The 16,061-nt window shown below is 65.0% G+C and carries 14 protein-coding genes; 1 reads left to right on the forward strand and 13 read right to left on the reverse strand.

The window, feature by feature from the left end; genetic code table 11:
* Nucleotides 1-87 precede the first annotated feature (87 nt).
* From acuI to FGD77_RS07695, 11 genes are all read right to left on the reverse strand, one after another.
* A complete protein-coding gene (gene acuI, locus FGD77_RS07645) occupies nt 88-1,086 on the reverse strand; it encodes an acryloyl-CoA reductase (RefSeq protein WP_255008170.1) in 999 nt (332 codons plus the stop codon).
* A gap of 59 nt (nt 1,087-1,145) precedes the next feature.
* Nucleotides 1,146-2,630 (reverse strand): M81 family metallopeptidase, encoded by a 1,485-nt coding sequence (locus FGD77_RS07650; protein ID WP_255008172.1) that lies wholly within the window; start codon nt 2,628-2,630, stop codon nt 1,146-1,148.
* 37 nt (nt 2,631-2,667) lie between these two features.
* Nucleotides 2,668-3,372, reverse strand: a complete 705-nt coding sequence (locus FGD77_RS07655; RefSeq protein ID WP_255008174.1) for an ABC transporter ATP-binding protein — start codon at nt 3,370-3,372, stop codon at nt 2,668-2,670.
* Nucleotides 3,369-4,154: an ABC transporter ATP-binding protein gene (locus FGD77_RS07660; RefSeq protein WP_255008175.1), complete on the reverse strand. Its 786-nt coding sequence runs from the start codon at nt 4,152-4,154 to the stop codon at nt 3,369-3,371. The genes FGD77_RS07655 and FGD77_RS07660 overlap by 4 nt, the downstream gene beginning before the upstream one ends.
* Before the next feature lie 4 nt (nt 4,155-4,158).
* Nucleotides 4,159-5,148 (reverse strand): branched-chain amino acid ABC transporter permease, encoded by a 990-nt coding sequence (locus tag FGD77_RS07665; protein WP_255008177.1) that lies wholly within the window; start codon nt 5,146-5,148, stop codon nt 4,159-4,161.
* A 3-nt stretch (nt 5,149-5,151) separates the two neighbouring features.
* Nucleotides 5,152-6,006, reverse strand: coding sequence for a branched-chain amino acid ABC transporter permease (locus tag FGD77_RS07670; RefSeq protein WP_255008179.1), 855 nt, complete (start codon nt 6,004-6,006; stop codon nt 5,152-5,154).
* Nucleotides 6,007-6,073: 67 nt separating this feature from the next.
* Nucleotides 6,074-7,282, reverse strand: a complete 1,209-nt coding sequence (locus tag FGD77_RS07675) for an ABC transporter substrate-binding protein (RefSeq protein ID WP_255008182.1) — start codon at nt 7,280-7,282, stop codon at nt 6,074-6,076.
* A 117-nt stretch (nt 7,283-7,399) separates the two neighbouring features.
* Nucleotides 7,400-8,299 (reverse strand): DMT family transporter, encoded by a 900-nt coding sequence (locus FGD77_RS07680; protein WP_255008184.1) that lies wholly within the window; start codon nt 8,297-8,299, stop codon nt 7,400-7,402.
* 43 nt (nt 8,300-8,342) lie between these two features.
* Complete coding sequence (kdsA, locus tag FGD77_RS07685) at nt 8,343-9,188, reverse strand: 3-deoxy-8-phosphooctulonate synthase (protein WP_255008187.1); 846 nt, start codon at nt 9,186-9,188, stop codon at nt 8,343-8,345.
* Nucleotides 9,185-9,973 carry a 3-deoxy-manno-octulosonate cytidylyltransferase gene (locus FGD77_RS07690; protein WP_255008189.1) on the reverse strand — a complete coding sequence of 263 codons (789 nt, stop codon included), beginning with the start codon at nt 9,971-9,973 and terminating at the stop codon, nt 9,185-9,187. Before FGD77_RS07690 ends, kdsA begins: the two co-directional genes overlap by 4 nt.
* Before the next feature lie 67 nt (nt 9,974-10,040).
* Nucleotides 10,041-11,165: a KpsF/GutQ family sugar-phosphate isomerase gene (locus tag FGD77_RS07695; protein WP_255008192.1), complete on the reverse strand. Its 1,125-nt coding sequence runs from the start codon at nt 11,163-11,165 to the stop codon at nt 10,041-10,043.
* Here FGD77_RS07695 and selD point away from each other — a divergent pair.
* Nucleotides 11,158-13,374 (forward strand): selenide, water dikinase SelD, encoded by a 2,217-nt coding sequence (gene selD, locus FGD77_RS07700; RefSeq protein ID WP_255014142.1) that lies wholly within the window; start codon nt 11,158-11,160, stop codon nt 13,372-13,374. The genes FGD77_RS07695 and selD overlap by 8 nt on opposite strands.
* Here the strand turns inward: selD and mnmH are convergent.
* Entirely contained in the window at nt 13,340-14,410 is a 1,071-nt protein-coding gene (gene mnmH / locus FGD77_RS07705; protein ID WP_255008194.1) for a tRNA 2-selenouridine(34) synthase MnmH, read from the reverse strand. The two genes, selD and mnmH, sit on opposite strands and share 35 nt — an antisense overlap.
* 6 nt (nt 14,411-14,416) lie before the next feature.
* On the reverse strand, nt 14,417-15,838 hold the full coding sequence (locus FGD77_RS07710) for a mannose-1-phosphate guanylyltransferase/mannose-6-phosphate isomerase (RefSeq protein ID WP_255008196.1): 1,422 nt from the start codon (nt 15,836-15,838) through the stop codon (nt 14,417-14,419).
* Nucleotides 15,839-16,061 lie beyond the last annotated feature (223 nt).

Here is a 16,061-nt window from a genome sequence, read left to right on the forward strand (position 1 = left end):
ATTTTCTACCGTAAATCAATACCCGATAATTTCAATCGGGTATTGATTTGATTCAAAGACCTATCCCCTGCCGCATATCCGGTCGGCTCAGGCGTTCACATCCACAACAATGCGGCCTTTCACGCGACCTTTCAGAATGTCGCGCCCCAGATCGGGCAGGTCTGACAGCACAGCGGGCTGCACCATCGATTCCAGCTTGTCCATCGGCAGATCACTGGAAATTCGTTTCCACGCCTCATTGCGGCGCGCATAGGGCTGCATCACCGAATCGATGCCCAGCAGGTTCACCCCCCGCAGGATAAACGGCGTGATCAGCGCCCCCTCGATCGGCGCGCCGCCTGCCAGCCCGATGGCGGCGACGGACGCGCCATAGTTCATCTGCTTCAGCACCCGTCCCAGCATTGCGCCGGCCACGGCATCGACGCAGCCCGACCACTGCTCGCCCTCCAGCGGCTTTCTGGTAACTTCCGTCAGATCCTCGCGCGGCACGATCTGGGTCGCGCCCAGACCCGTCAGGTAATCTGCGGTCTCGGGGCGTCCGGTCACCGCCGCCACCTCGTAGCCCAGCTGCGCCAGAACGGCGACGGCAATGCTGCCCACGCCGCCTGCCGCGCCCGTTACCAGTACCGGATCGGCCCCCGGTGTCAGGCCATGATCCTCCAACGCCATGATCGCCAGCATCGCGGTCAGGCCCGCCGTGCCAACCGCCATGGCACGACGCGTATCCAGCCCCTCGGGCAGGGGCACCAGCCAATCGGCCTTGACGTTCGCCTTCTGCGAATAGCCGCCCCAATGCGCTTCGCCCACGCGCCATCCGGTCAGCACGACCTTGTCGCCGGGTTTGTAGCGCGCATCGCTGGAACTCTCGACCGTGCCGGCAAAATCGATGCCCGGCACATGCGGATAAGTCCGCACGAGGCCGCCACCGGGGCCGATGCACAGGCCGTCCTTGTAGTTCACCGTCGAATAGTCGACCGCCACCGTCACTTCGCCCTCGGGCAGATCGCTGTCGGAAATCTGCTGCACGGACGCGCTGGTTTTGCCGCTCTCGGCGTCCTTCTCTACGACCAAAGCGTTGAAAGTCATGCGGGTATCTCCTTGTTGTGGGGTTGGCATCAAAACGCGCGCCGGTCCTGCCCGTTCCGCTAGGGTGCCCAACTCATATCACGGTCCAGCGGGAAAATCGGCCTTTGCAGTTTCTCGAACGGGAACAGATCGAAATTCGAACTGGTGATACCCTCGCTCGCACATTCCACCAGCGCGCGCGACAGCGGGCCAAAGACCGGGCGGCAATACATCCGCGATTTCAGGATAAGGAAGCGCGCGGCGATGGGGTCGATCCCGGCACAAGCGAACACGCCCAGATCCCAAGGCTCGTGCGGCAGCTCCGTCACCAGAACGGTCGCGCCGCCGCTTTCCAGGACCACAGCGCGCCCCATTGTGCAGGTCTGGCCGGTATAGATAGGTCCTGTCACAACATAGGTGCCGTCGCTGATCTGCCCAACCGTGCCGGTCAGTGCCAGCGGCGCTTGGGGCGGGAGTCCGGGCAGCGGCACCTTGTGGCCGAGCTGCACCGTGATCGCGGCGCCGGTCCCGGCCTCGATCATCTGCGCGACTGTTTCAGGATCGCAGATCGGCCCGGCGACGATGCCGGTCATCCCGGCTTCCAGCGCCGCGCGCAGTACACCCACGGTATCGCAGGTGCCGCCCGACATGCAGTTGTCGCCGTGATCCAGCATCAGCACAGGCCCGTCGCCCGGCCCCTCGGCGGCGCGCACCGCCTCGGCCAGCGAGGCTGCCAGCGGCGCTTCGTCATAGACGAAGCCTTCGCGCCCCTCCCACGCCATGCGCGCCAGATCGTCTGCCAAGGCCGTGGCGATTCCTGCATCATCCGCAACCGTCACGATGGACACGCCCGTTTCCGCCAGATCGGCGATGGGAAACCCGCCAAAGATCGTCGCGCCATGCACCCCCTCGCGCGCCTCGCCCACGCGGGCGGCGGCGACAAGGTCGGTCATCAGGCACGGCTCTTCTGTGTTCATCTTCAGCGTATGGGCCAGAATGGGGGGGTGGGTCAGCGCCATCTTCGGCTTTAGCCCCTGATGCAGCATCGCATCCACGATGTCGGTCACATGGCGCCCGGTCTCGAACATATCGATATGCGGATAGGTCTTGAAGCCGACGATGCAGTCGCAGTTTTCCACCATGCGCGGCGTGATGTTGCCATGCAGATCCAGTGCCACGCCCAGCGGCACCCCCGGCGCGGCGGCGCGCACGCGGGCCAGCAATTCACCCTCGCAATCGTCGATGCCTGTCGCCACCATCGCGCCGTGCAGATCCAACAGGATCGCATCGCAGCCTGCCGCTGCGGCGTCGACGATGGGGGCGGCCAGCGCCTCGAACACCTCGGCCGTCGCCGGGCCGCTGGGGTTGGCCGTGGCCGAGAGCGGCGTGACCAGCTCGGCCCCCTGCGCATCGGCGTATGCGATAAACCCGCCAAGCGCCGTGGCCGACCCCCTGCCGAAATTCAGCGCGTCGGCGCCATGCAGCGGCGCAAAGGACTCCAGCGGCGTCGCCACCGGCGAGAATGTGTTGGTCTCATGATTGAACCGTGCGGCGACGATACGCATGTTGTGCCTCCTTCATATGGCGCGGGGCAGGGCGGTATCAGACGCCCACGCCCAGATAACGGTCGCGGATCTCGGCATCGCGGACGAAATCGGCAGCGCCCGATTCATGTACGATGCGGCCCAGCTCGATGATGTAATGCCGGTCGGCCAGTTCGGCGCAGACGGCCAGATTCTGCTCGACCAGCAGGATGGGCACGCCCGCGTCGCGTACCTTTTTGACCTGCGCGACGATCTCATCGACGATCACGGGCGCCAGCCCCTCGACCGGCTCATCCAGCATCAGCAGTTTGGGCCCGCACAGCAGGGCGCGCGCGATCGCCAGCATCTGCTGTTCACCGCCCGACAGCTGCCCGCCGCCATTCTTGCGCCGCTCCTCCAGCCGGGGGAAAATATCATAGACATCGCGCAGGGACCATTGCGACCCTTTGCGCTGCGAGATGCGCAGGTTTTCCTCGACCGTCAGCAGGTGGAAAATCCCCCGGCTTTCGGGCACCAGCGCCAGACCGTTCTGCGCCGATTTATGCGCCGCCCAGCCCGTCATGTCCTGACCGTATAGCGTGATCTTGCCGCGCCTCGGCGTCACCAGCCCGGCGATGGATTTCAGCGTCGTCGACTTGCCCGCGCCGTTGCGACCCAGCAGCGTGACGATCTCGCCCGCGCCGATGCGCATCGACAGGCCCTGAATGATGTGGCTCTTGCCGTAGTAGCTGTGGATGTCCTCGACTTGCAGGGCGTCGGTCATGCGATATCCCCCGTCAGCATGTTGCCAAGGTAGGCGGCCTTGACCTCGGGGTCGTCGCGCACCACGGATGGCGGCCCTTCGACCAGGGTGCGGCCCAGTTTCATCACCGTCACAACGTCGCTGATATTCATCACGATGCCCATATTATGTTCGATAAACAGCACCGTATGATCGCGGCCCAGATCGCGGATCAGCGCCTTCATTTCGTCAATGTCGTTGATGCCCATGCCCGACGTAGGTTCGTCCATCAGGATGACGCGCGGCTTGGCGGCCATGGCCATGCCGACCTCCAGCCGCCGCTGCTGCCCGTGCGACAGCTCGCCCGCCGCGCGGGTGGCCACGTCTGCCAGCGACAGCCGGTCCAGCATTTCATCCGCGATGGCCATGACGGCCTTGTTGCTTTCGGGCCATCGCCACAGGGCCAGCGCTTGCCAGGGCGTGCGCCCCTGGGCGGCCAGCCGCAAATTCTCGCGCACGTCCAGATCGGGGAACAGGCTGGTCACCTGAAACGACCGCGCCAGCCCGCGCTGTACACGCTCGGTATCGGACGCGCGGGTGATGTCGTGCCCGTTCAGCATGACCTTCCCGGAGGATGGTTTGACCTTGCCCGTCAGCGCGTGAAACAGCGTCGTCTTGCCCGCGCCGTTGGGGCCGATGATCGAATGAACGCTGTTCTTGCGCACGGTCAGATCGATTTCGGCCATGGCCACGAATTTGCCATAGGTCACGCCCAGGTCGTGGGTTTCCAGCGCGATTTTGTCCGCGGTTGCCTTGGGTGCCATGCGCCTATCCTTTCCCCGAGGTCAGATCGTCCGGCAGGGTATCGCCCTGCGCGGGCGCCCGCTGATGGGTGATCGCGGCCCATAGCCGTTCGACCAGACCCCACAGACCCTTTTGCAGGAACAGCGCGACCGTTATCAGAACCAGCCCGAGGATCAGCAGCCAGCGGGGCATGATCGTCGACAATGCATCGGCCAGCAGCATGTAGAACCCGGCGCCCAGCACCGACGCAAACAGCGACGAACTGCCCCCGATGATGGTCATGATCAGGATCATCTCGCTGGTGTGGTATTCGATGTTCGACAGGGGCGCGACGCCGATCAGCATCGCGTGCAGCCCCCCGGCAAAGGCGGTGACGGCCCCCGAAATGGCGAAGGCCACGATCTTGAATATCCGCACCGGAAACCCGATCGCCGCCGCCCTCTCGGCGTTTTCCCGCACTGCGATCAACGTGCGTCCGAAGGTCGAGCGCGTGACAATCAGCATGGCGCCGAACAGCACCAGAAAACAGACGGCAACGAACCAGTAATAGGGCCATGGATCGACCAGATAATTGCCCGCCAGCGTAGGACGCGGCACGTCCAGCAGGCCGTTATCGCCACCCGTCAAACCGCTGAACGTATAGGCCAGAAAATAGAACATCTGCGCAAAGGCCAGCGTCAGCATGACGAAATAGACACCCGACTGACGGATCGACAGGGCGCCGACGATGGTGGCGATGGTCGCGCCCATGACCGCCGCCAGCGGCAGGACCACGCCCACCGGAATGCCCGTGCGCGTCAGCAGGATGCCCGCCGCATAGCTGCCCACGCCAAAGAATATCCCCTGCCCGAAAGAGAGCAAACCGGTATAGCCCAGCAACAGGTTGCACGCCGCCACGACCAGCGCAAAGACGAGGATTTCACCCGCCAGAATGCCAGATGACAGGAATAGCGGCAGCGCCAGAACGGTGATGACGGCCAGCGCGAATTGAACGGGGGGTTTGTTGATGACCATGGTTCAGACCCGCCCGAACAGGCCGCGGGGCATTGTGACGATCACCAGCCCCATGGCGACATAAATCATCAGCCGCGCGCCCTCGGGCCAGATGGTGGCCATCAGGCTTTGCACGACGCCGACCAGAATTCCGGCCACCAGTGCGCCCACATAGCTGCCCATGCCGCCGATCACGACGACGACGAATGCGATGCTCAGCGCTTCGATGCCCATGAAGGGGTCGACGCCGCGGATCGGCGCCGCCAGCGCCCCGGCCAGCCCGGCAAGGCCCGCGCCAAGGCCAAAGACGATGGTGTTGATTTTCAGCGTGTCATAGCCCAGCAGTGACATCGTTTCGGTCGATTCCGATCCGGCCCGCAGGATCGCGCCCAGCCGCGTGCCCTCCAGCGCCCACCACAGGATTGCGGCCAGAACGACGGTGAATCCGATCACGAACAGGCGGTAGATCGGATAGATGAAATCGCCCAGAATGATGATCCCGCTCAGGATTTCGGGCGTTCTGACGCTGCCGCCCACAGGCCCCCAGACGATGATGACGAACTCCTGAATCACCAGCGCGATGCCCACGGTGACAAGGATATGAAAGGTGTGTGGCAGCTTGTATATGCGCCTGAGCAGTACCGCCTCGGTCAGGGCGGCGACACCGGCGACGATCAACGCGGCGATGGGCATGGCCAGCCACAGGCTGAAATCGCGCTGTGTCAGATCGTATGTCAGATAGGCACCCAGCAGGTAGAACGCCCCATGCGCGAAATTGACGAATTGCAGCAGGCCGAAAATGACGCTGAGTCCGACCGCCAGCAGGAAATAGAGCATCCCCAGCCCGACGCCGTTGAGGATCTGGAATAGATAGGTCAAGCGATGCGCTCCTGCCAGGAATGGGGCCGGGCGCGTGATGTGCGCCCGGCCATGTCATGTGCGGGCCTCAGCCCAAGGTGCAGCCGGTATCGCCCGGTGCCAGGAACGACTGCCCCGAGCTGACGATCTCGGCGTAGTCGTCCTTGTCGCCCATGTCGGCCTTGGCCTTGCCCTTCAGCAGGTAGTAATCCTTGATCACCTGATGATCATCGGGGCGCACCATTTCGGGGCCGGTCAGGCCGTCATATTCCAGCCCGCTCAGCGCAGCTGCGACGGCGGCGCCATCGGTCGATCCGGCCTTGGCGGCGGCGTCCAGCAGAAGTTTGGTGATGATGTAGGATCCGGCGATGGAATAGTTCGGGTTCTGGCCGTATTTCGCCTGCGTGCGTTCGACCAGTGCCTTGTTTGCGGGGGCGTCGACGGTGTGCCAGTATTGCGCGCCGAAATAGATCCCCTCGCAGGTGTCGGCGCCCAGCGCCTCGAACTGCTCCAGCCCCGAGGCCCATGCGATGACGATGGTCATCCGCTCTTTCAGGCCGAAACTGATGGCCTGGCGCAACGTGTCCGACGATTGCGAGCCAAAGTTCAGCAGCAACAGAACGTCAGGCTTGGCCGCGATCGCGTTGGTCAGGTAGCCGCTGAATTCACGCTCGGCCAGCGAATGATAGCTGTTGCCGACATGCTCCAGCCCCTTCTCCTCGAATATGTTCTGCGCGGCGCTCAGCAGCCCCTCGCCGAACACATATTGCGGCGTGATCGTGTACCACCGCTTGGCCTCGGGCATCAGCTCGATGATCGGGCGCACCGTCTGTTCGACCGCGCCGAACGTCGGCACGCTCCAGCGGAAGGTGGCGGCGTTGCAATCTGATCCGGTGATCTCGTCCGCGCCGGCAGTGGTGATGAAGGTGCCGCCGCCGCGCTCGATCTCCTTGCCCATGGCCAGCGATTCCGACGACAGGATGCCGCCGGCAAACAGCTTGACACCGTCCTGCGCGATGGCGTCCTGCACCTTGCGCACCGCGGTGGCGGGCTTGCCCTCGGTATCCATATCCATCGGCGTGACGTCAACGGCGCCAGCCTCGGCGGCCTCCTCGGCGGCCAAGATCGCGCCCATCGAGGCGAATTTTCCGTTGGCGGCAAAGGCGCCCGAAATCGGCACCGGGATACCGACCTTCAGCGCCTCGGTGGCGGCATAGGCCCGTCCGGTCAGCCCCGGAAAGGCAAGCGCAGCGCCGCCAGCGGCGGCACCAGCCAGAAAATTGCGTCGGTTTGTCATGTGTTTTCCCCCGTTGTTGGCGCCCTGCTGCGGGCGCGCACCACGCCTCGGCCTGCGCCGGGCACGATTGCTGGGGAACTATAGGTGGAAGAATTTTGGCTTGTCTACCCCGCGCATTTACCCGGCACGTTTGGCCAGCGGCACGCGTGGCCCCCGGCCTTTCAGCGTGATGATGATGGATAGAACGATCAGTCCCAGCGCCAATATCTTTTGCCACGAAACCGGCTCGCCCAGTAGCAGGATCGACGACACGACACCGACCGTCGGTGCCGTCAGGATCGAAATTGCCGCCACTGTCGCAGGCAGCCGGCGCAGCAGAACCGCCCACAGCAGGTAGCATGTCGCCATCGGTCCGGCGACGTGGAAGGCAAAGACCGCGATGACCGGCAGGGGCGGCAGGTGGCGCGCGCTGGCCGGCTCCAGCCACAGGGCCAGCGGCCAGGCCAGCAGCAGCGACAATACAAAGAACCAGAAGGTCAGCGCCAGCGGCGACAGCGACCATTGCCGCCCCTGCACCAATACATTGCCGATGGCCCACGACAGCGCCGCCATCAGCATCAAAAACGGCCCCAAGGGCGCCGCGATCAGCGCCGGGAAATCCGCTGATGCCAGCACGCCAAGGCCGCACAGCCCGATCAAGACCGCAAGGATGCGCCGCGCGGTCAGCCGGTCCCCCAGAAAAACTGCGGCAAGAACAGCCGTCATCGCCGGCATGGTATAGGCGATGATCGCGGCGCGCGACGCCTCGGTAAACTGCTGGCCCAGCGCGGTCAGGATGTTGAACCCGAACAGCACGAACAGCCCGGCGGCGATGATCGGCCCGATCTCGCCGCGCGCGGGCTTCAGGCGATGGCCCAGCGCCCGCACGATGATCAGCAGCACGATGGCGCCCCCGGTGAACCCCGACGCGCGCAGCGTGAAGGGCGGCACCTCCGTCAGCATGTATTTCACCGCGGGCCAGTTCAGCCCCCACAGGATACCGACCAGCGCGACCAGCATCAGAGTAAGGGGCGTCAATCTGTCCTGCACGGTATGGCCCCGCCCATATGCCCTGCGGGCGTTACAACGCGATCTCGCCTTGGGATTTCGTCAGATCGTCCAGGGCGCGCAGCTGCCCGATCAGCGCCTGCATCTTGTCCACCGGGATCATGTTCGGCCCGTCGCTGGGCGCGTTGTCCGGGTCTTCATGCGTTTCGATGAACAGCGCCGACACCCCCACCGCGACCGCCGCGCGCGCCAGAACCGGCGCAAATTCGCGCTGCCCGCCGGATGTGGTGCCTTGCCCGCCGGGCTGCTGCACCGAATGGGTGGCATCAAACACCACCGGATACCCGGTGCGCGCCATCGTTGGCAGGCCGCGAAAGTCACTGACCAGCGTGTTATAGCCGAACGACGTGCCGCGATCGCACAGCATGATCCGTTCGTTTCCCGTGCTGGCGATCTTGTCCGCGACATTACCCATGTCCCACGGCGCCAGAAACTGGCCCTTTTTCACGTTGATCGCGCAGCCCGTTTCACCTGCCGCCAGCAGCAGATCGGTCTGTCGGCACAGGAACGCGGGGATCTGGATCACATCCACCACCTCGCCCGCCGGGGCGCATTGGCGGGCGTCATGCACGTCGGTCAGCACGGGGCAGCCGAATTCGTCGCGGATCTTGCCGAGGATTGTCAGCCCCTCGTCCATCCCCAGCCCCCGCTGCGTGGCCAGCGACGACCGGTTCGCCTTGTCATAGCTGGCCTTGAAGATGAATTTCGTGCCCGTCGCCGCGCAGGCCTCGGCAATCCGCCCGGCCATCATGCGCGCATGATCCAGGCTCTCCAACTGGCACGGCCCGGTGATCAGTGCAAAGGGGTGCAGCGCCCCGATCTGGATATCGCCGACGGTGATGGTGCGTGTTTCAATCATTGTGCCTCCAATGCCGCCTCGATGCGGGCGACGTCGCCGGGGTTGTTCAGCTCCCAGAACACCCGCCCGCGCGCGTCCACCTCGACGCAGCGCACCGGGATGCCAGCGGCGAGAAAGCGCAGCTGTTCAAGCCCCTCAAGGGTCTCCAATTCAGACACTGGCGCGTCCACATAGGATTGCAACGCATCGGGCCGGTAGGCATAGACGCCGACATGGTGAAACACCGGGATCGGCTGTGGCAGCTTGCCGGGGGCGATGTAGGGCAGCACCTCCTTGGAAAAATATAGCGCGTTCATATGCCGGTCGAATACCGCCGTCGTGCCGCCGACCTGCCCGTTCCTGCGGTCCTCGACGAAATTCTCGTAGGTTTGCCGGTCGCAGCGCAGGACGGGCGTGGCCATGGCGACGGTCGGATCGGCCTTCATCGCGGCAATCAGTTTTTCGACAAACCACGGCGGCGTCAGGGGTGCGTCGCCCTGAAAATTCACCACCAGATCGGGCTGATCGTCCAGCTGTGCCAGCGCGTCGGCGCAGCGCGCCGTGCCATTTTCACAGTCCTGCGAGGTCATCACGACCTGCGCACCAAATCCGCGCGCATGGTCTGCAATGCGCGCATCATCCGTGGCGACATAGACGGCATCGACGCCCTCGATGGCGCTGGCGGCCTCCCAGCTCATGCGGATCAGGCTTTTGGTCGTGCCGTCTTTCTGGCGCAACTCCACCAGCGGCTTGCCGGGATAGCGCGTCGAGGCGTATCGCGCCGGAATGAAGATCACCGTTTTCATGCGTCACCTCAGATGCTGTGTTGCGCGCGTTAGACCATATCGCGGGCGGCTGGGCAATCGCCCGGGCTCAGGCAACGCCGGCGCGCAGGCAGTCGTGGATATGCAGCACGCCGATGGGGCGCGTATCCTCGTCCACCACCAGCAGGACCGAGATTTTGCGCGCGTTCATCAGCGCCAGCGCGCTGGCGGCCAGCGTGTCGGGCGTGATCGTCACCGGATCGCGGGTGGCGATGGTGCCGGCCGTGCGTTCCATCAGATGCGCCATGTTTCGGCGCAGGTCGCCGTCGGTGACGATGCCCAGCAGCGCGCCATCCTCGCCGGTCACGGCAGCGATGCCAAAGCCCTTGGCCGACATCATCAGCAGTGTTTCGGGCATCGCCATATCCGCGTCTACCAGCGGTAGCGAATCCTGATCATGCATCAGATCGGACACCCGGCTCATCTGCGCGCCCAGTTTGCCGCCGGGGTGAAAGTCGCGATAATGCGCCACCTCGAACCCGCGCGCACGCATCAGCGCCACGGCCAGCGCATCGCCCAGCGCCATCATCATCGTGGTCGATGTCGTGGGCGCCATGCCCATCGGGCAGGCCTCCGGCACCGGCGGCAGGGTCAGGCGCAGGCGCGCGGCCTTCATCAACGTGCTATCCGGTTTGCTGGACATGCCGATCATCGGGATGGCAAAGCGCGCGCAATAGGCGATCTCATCCGCCAATTCCGGCGTTTCGCCCGAATTTGACATCAGTAAGCAGACGTCGCCCGTGGTGATCATTCCCAGATCGCCATGGCTCGCCTCGCCCGCGTGGACGAAATAGCTGGGCGTTCCGGTGCTGGCCAGCGTGGCTGAAATCTTGCGGCCCACATGCCCTGATTTTCCGACGCCGGACACGATGACGCGCCCTTTGGTGCCAAGGATCAGATCGACCGTGGCGCCGAAATCATCGGGCAGGGCATCTGCCAACTGGCGCAGTGCGTCCGACTCCAGCGTCAGGACATCGCGCGCCGCCTGCGCGCTTGGCCCGCTCACGGCGCGCCCCGTGCTGTGCTGATCGTTGCCCAAACTGTCATGGCCGCTCCTGCCTTGTGGCTGCTGCACCGGTTTGATGCGGATGGGGCAGGGCGTCAATGGCTGGCGCGCCACCCGACCCTCGACAGTCGGTGGGATATGGGGCAAATCCGTGGCTATCATGAACACCGATTTCCCCCTTACACGCGACCTTGTGCTGATCGGCGGCGGCCATGCCCATGCGCTGGTACTGCGCAAATGGGGTATGACCCCACTGCCCGGCGCGCGCCTGACCCTGATTGATCCGAACCCCAAGGCGCCCTATACCGGCATGCTGCCCGGCCATATCGCCGGGCATTATCCGCGCGCAGCACTGGACATAGACCTTGGCCGCCTTGCGCGTTTTGCCGGGGCGCGGCTGATCGTCGGGCACGCGGCCGGGATTGACCGCGCCGCGCGTCGCGTGCAGGTGCCGGGGCGCCCGGATGTGGCCTATGATGTGCTGTCCATCGACATCGGCATTACCTCGGCCCCCGCTGAAATCGACGGGTTCCAGACGCATGGCATCGCCGCCAAGCCGCTGGGCCCGTTCGCTGATCGCTGGGCAGATTTCGTCGGTGATGTGACTGCGGGTGCCGTGCCGCCCGACTGCGCCGTGCTGGGCGGCGGTGTCGCCGGGGTCGAACTGGCGCTGGCCATGCACCACCGGCTGGCCCAAGTGCATGCCGCCCCGCGCGTGCATGTGATCGACACGGGCAAGGCGCTGAGCGGCGTCGCCCCCAGCACCGCGCGTCTACTGCGCGCGCAAATGAAAATGGCGGGCATTGCCCTGACCGAAGGCGCCGGAATCGCGCAGATTTCCCGTGATAGTGTCGTATTGGCGGATGGCAGCCCCATTGCCGCCGCGCTCTGCGTCAGTGCGGCTGGCGCGCGGCCGTGGCCGTGGCTGGCGCAGACGGGGCTGAATCTGACGGATGGGTTCATTTCTGTCGGCGCGGATCTGCGCAGCGCGTCCGATCCCGTGATATTTGCCGCTGGCGACTGCGCTCACCTGACCCACGCCCCCCGCCCCAAGGCCGGGGTATATGCCGTGCGCGCCGCACCGATTCTGCATCACAATCTGCGCGCCGCCCTGACAGAACAGACACAAATCCGCCGATTCAAGCCGCAAAAGCGCTATCTCAAGCTGATCTCGCTGGGCGGCAAGGATGCAATTGCGGACCGCGGCGCGCTGGGCCTGCACCTGCCGGGCCTGTGGCGCTGGAAGGACCGGATCGACCAGCGTTTCATGCAGAAGTTCCGAGATCTGCCGACCATGCCCGCCCCGGCCCTGCCGCGCGAGATGGCGCAGGGCGCGGCGCAGGAGCTGTCGGACCACCCGATGATCTGCGGCGGCTGCGGTGCCAAGGTCGGCCCCGAGGCACTGAACACCGCCCTTGCCGGCGCACGCACCGGCCAGCGCGACGATGTGCTGATCCGCCCCGGCGACGATGCCGGCGCCCTGCGCATCGGTGGGCAGGTTCAGGTCATCAGCACCGACCACCTGCGCGCCTTTACCGCCGATCCGTGGCTGATGACGCGCATCACGGCGATCCATGCGCTGGGCGATGTCTGGGCGATGGGCGCCGCGCCGCAGGCGGCGCTGGTGAACCTCGTCCTGCCCCGGATGAGCGGCCCGCTTCAGGCCCGGACGCTGGCCGAAATCATGGCGGCTGCACAGGATGTCATGGCCGGAGCGGGGGCCGAGATCATCGGCGGGCACACCACTCAAGGGGCCGAATTGACGATAGGGTTCACTGTCACCGGCCTGATGGCCAAGGGGCGCGCGCCCATCGGAGTAGATGGCGCGCGCCCCGGTGACCATCTGATCCTGACCGGCGCGCTGGGCACCGGCGTGATTTTGGCTGCCGACATGGGCGGCCATGCCGATGGCGATGTGGTGCGTAATGCGCTGGACCATATGGCAACCAGTCCCCAGACCGCAGCGCACGGCCTGATGTCGGCCCATGCGATGACCGACGTCACCGGCTTTGGCCTTGCCGGGCATTTGCTGGCGATTTGCCGCGCCAGCGGTTGTGGCGCCGCGCTGGATATGGGCGCTTTGCCGCTGCTGGAGGGCGCGCAATCGTTGTTGGAGGCGGGACACAGATCGTCCCTGCATGGGGCCAATCGGGCCTGGTCCGCGCCCGATATGATCGATCTGGACGACACCCCGCGCAGTGAGATCCTGTTCGATCCGCAGACTGCCGGCGGGTTTCTGGCGGCGATGGCGCCAGAGGACGCAGCCAAGGCCCTTGCGCAGCTTGAGGTCGCCTGCGTTCCGGCGGTCCAAATCGGCGAAATGCTGGACGCGCCGCCACGCGTTACCCTGCGTCAGAACCTGCTGCACGCTCGATAGCGGCGATCAAGGCGGGCAGCGCGGCCTTCAACGCCGCATCGTCCAGTGCAGGCAGATCGACCGTCTCAGGGTCGGCCATGTCGTGGCGCGCGCGCGCGCGATCATAGCCGGGATCGTAGTGTTGCACGACCAATTCACCTGCCAACGCGTTGAAATCACGCGCATCGACCATCTGCTGCCAATGATCGACCGTCTCGTGGCCGCGCAAATGGCGCAGCAGATCAAGGCTGTTCTTCAGCAGATCGGGCTGATCCGTCATGTCGCCATAGGCCTTGGCCAGATAGGTCGCACGCGCCGACACGGGGGCGGCGACGCGCACCGACGGCGCTGCCTTCATCGCGCTCCACAGGCTGGGCGGCACGATGCGCGTGCCCACCTTGTGCGATTCCGCCTCGATTACCACGGGCCGGGCCGGGTCCAGCGCCGCGATGCGCTGCGCAAGCCGACCATCGAACAGTTTTTGCGAGGGCTGCCCGCCCGCCCGCGCCCCAAGCGCCGAGCCGCGATGATTTGCCAGCCCTTCGAGGTCGATGACCTGAACGCCCGCGCCCTCCAGCAGCTCCAGCAGGCGGGTCTTGGCCGTGCCGGTGTTGCCGTCCAGCAGGACCGGGGTCAGGGCCAAAGGCGCCTCGTAGAGCATCTGCACCACCAGCCGCCGATAGGCGCGATAGCCCCCCTCCAGCAGGGACACCCGCCAGCCGATCTGATCCAAAATCGACGCGAACGAGCCGGATCGCTGCCCGCCGCGCCAGCAATAGACCAGCGGCCGCCAACTGCCATCCTTGGCCGATAGCGGCCCCTCCAGATACGCCGCCACATTGCGCGCAACCAGCGCAGCACCGATGCGCCGTGCCTTGAACCGGTCTTCCTGCACATAGATCGTGCCGACCTCGGCGCGCTCGGCGTCGCTGAGGCTGGGCAGGTTGATGGCGCCGGGCAGGTGATCCTCGGCGTATTCGGACGGCGAGCGGGCGTCGATCAGCGTATCGACCGGCAGCGCGGCCAGCTGGGCGATGTCTGTCAGGACCAGTTTCACCGCCGGTTATCCGCGTGCATAGACATCCTCGTAACGGATGATGTCGTCCTCGCCCAGATAGCTGCCGGTCTGGACCTCGATCAGGACCATCGGCAGCTTGCCGGGGTTTTCCATGCGGTGAACGGCGCCGAGGGGGATGTAGACGGACTGGTTCTCGCTCAGCAGCCTGACCTTCTCGCCGACGGTGACGCGCGCGGTGCCCTCGACCACGATCCAATGTTCCGAGCGGTGGTGATGGCTTTGCAGGCTCAGCGCGGCGCCGGGGTTCACCACGATGCGTTTAACCTGAAACCGCCCGCCGATGGCGAGGCTTTCGTACCAGCCCCAGGGCCGGTAGTCGCGCGGCAGCTGCACCGCCTGCGATGCGCCGCGCGCCTTTAGCGCGCTGACTGCTTCCTTGACGCGCTGCGCTTGGGATTTGTGGGCGACCAGCACCGCGTCGTTCATGGCGATGGCGATGATATCGGTCAGCCCGATCCCGACCAGCTCCAGCCCCGGCGTTTCGGACCGCAGCAGCGTATCCTCGCACGAGATCGCCGTGGCGTGGTCTGAGCAGACATTGCCCTGATCGTCCGGTCCCGATTCCAGCCAGACGGCATCCCAGCCGCCCAGATCGGACCACCCGGAGGCGTAGGGCATGACGGCCAGATTGCCGGCCTTTTCCATGATCGCGTAGTCGATGGAAATATCGTCCGCCTTGGCCCAGGGGTCGGCGCTGAGCCGGGTGAATCCCAGATCGCAATCTGCATCCTCCAGCGCCGCCGCGACCGCGTCCAGCATGGCGGGGGCATGTGTGCGGTAGGCGTCGATCACGGCCCCGGCGGTGAACAGGAAAATCCCCGCGTTCCACAGGAAATTCCCGGCGTCCAGCATGTCCTGCGCGCGGGCTTCGTCGGGTTTTTCGACAAACCGGGCAAGGGTTTGGGGCGTATTCGCGGCGGTATCGGCGCCGGGGGCCAGCTCCAGATAGCCATAGCCGGTTTCGGGCCGGTCCGGCGTGATGCCGAACGTCACCAGATCGCCCGCCTGCGCGCGCGGCGTCGCGGCGGCGATGGTGGCGCGAAAGGCATCCGCGTCGGGGATCACATGATCGGACGGCGCGACCAGCATCAGCGCGTCGGCGTCCTGCTTGGCCAGCCACAGCGCGGCGGCCAGTACGGCGGGGGCGGTGTTGCGCCCTTCGGGTTCGATCAGGATGCCCTGCGGCGCTTGCTGGGCCTGCGCCAATTGTTCAGTCACGATAAAGCGGAACGGATCGCCCGTCACGATCAGCGGCGCGGCAAAGCCATCCCCGGACAGCCGCCGGGCCGACGCCTGAAACAGGCTCTCTTCGCCCATCAGGCGCGCGAACTGTTTGGGGTATGACTTGCGCGACAAGGGCCACAAACGCGTGCCAGAGCCGCCGCACAGAAGAACAGGATGGATCATCAATTACCCTTCATTTTCACGAAGCTTTCAAAGCATCATAAGGCTTCACTGAAACAAGTGCTTCTGGTTGCATTCTTTTGGCAACATTTTCAATGTTCCATAGTCAAATTAGCCAATTATCTGCCGAAACGGTCTTTGACACGAACAGGATGGCATTTTCAGCCGCCCTGTTTCAAATGCAAAGGCATTGGACAGAACCTGATCTACCACGGACAATGATATC

Source organism: Roseovarius sp. M141, assembly GCF_024355225.1.
Taxonomy (GTDB): Bacteria; Pseudomonadota; Alphaproteobacteria; order Rhodobacterales; family Rhodobacteraceae; genus Roseovarius.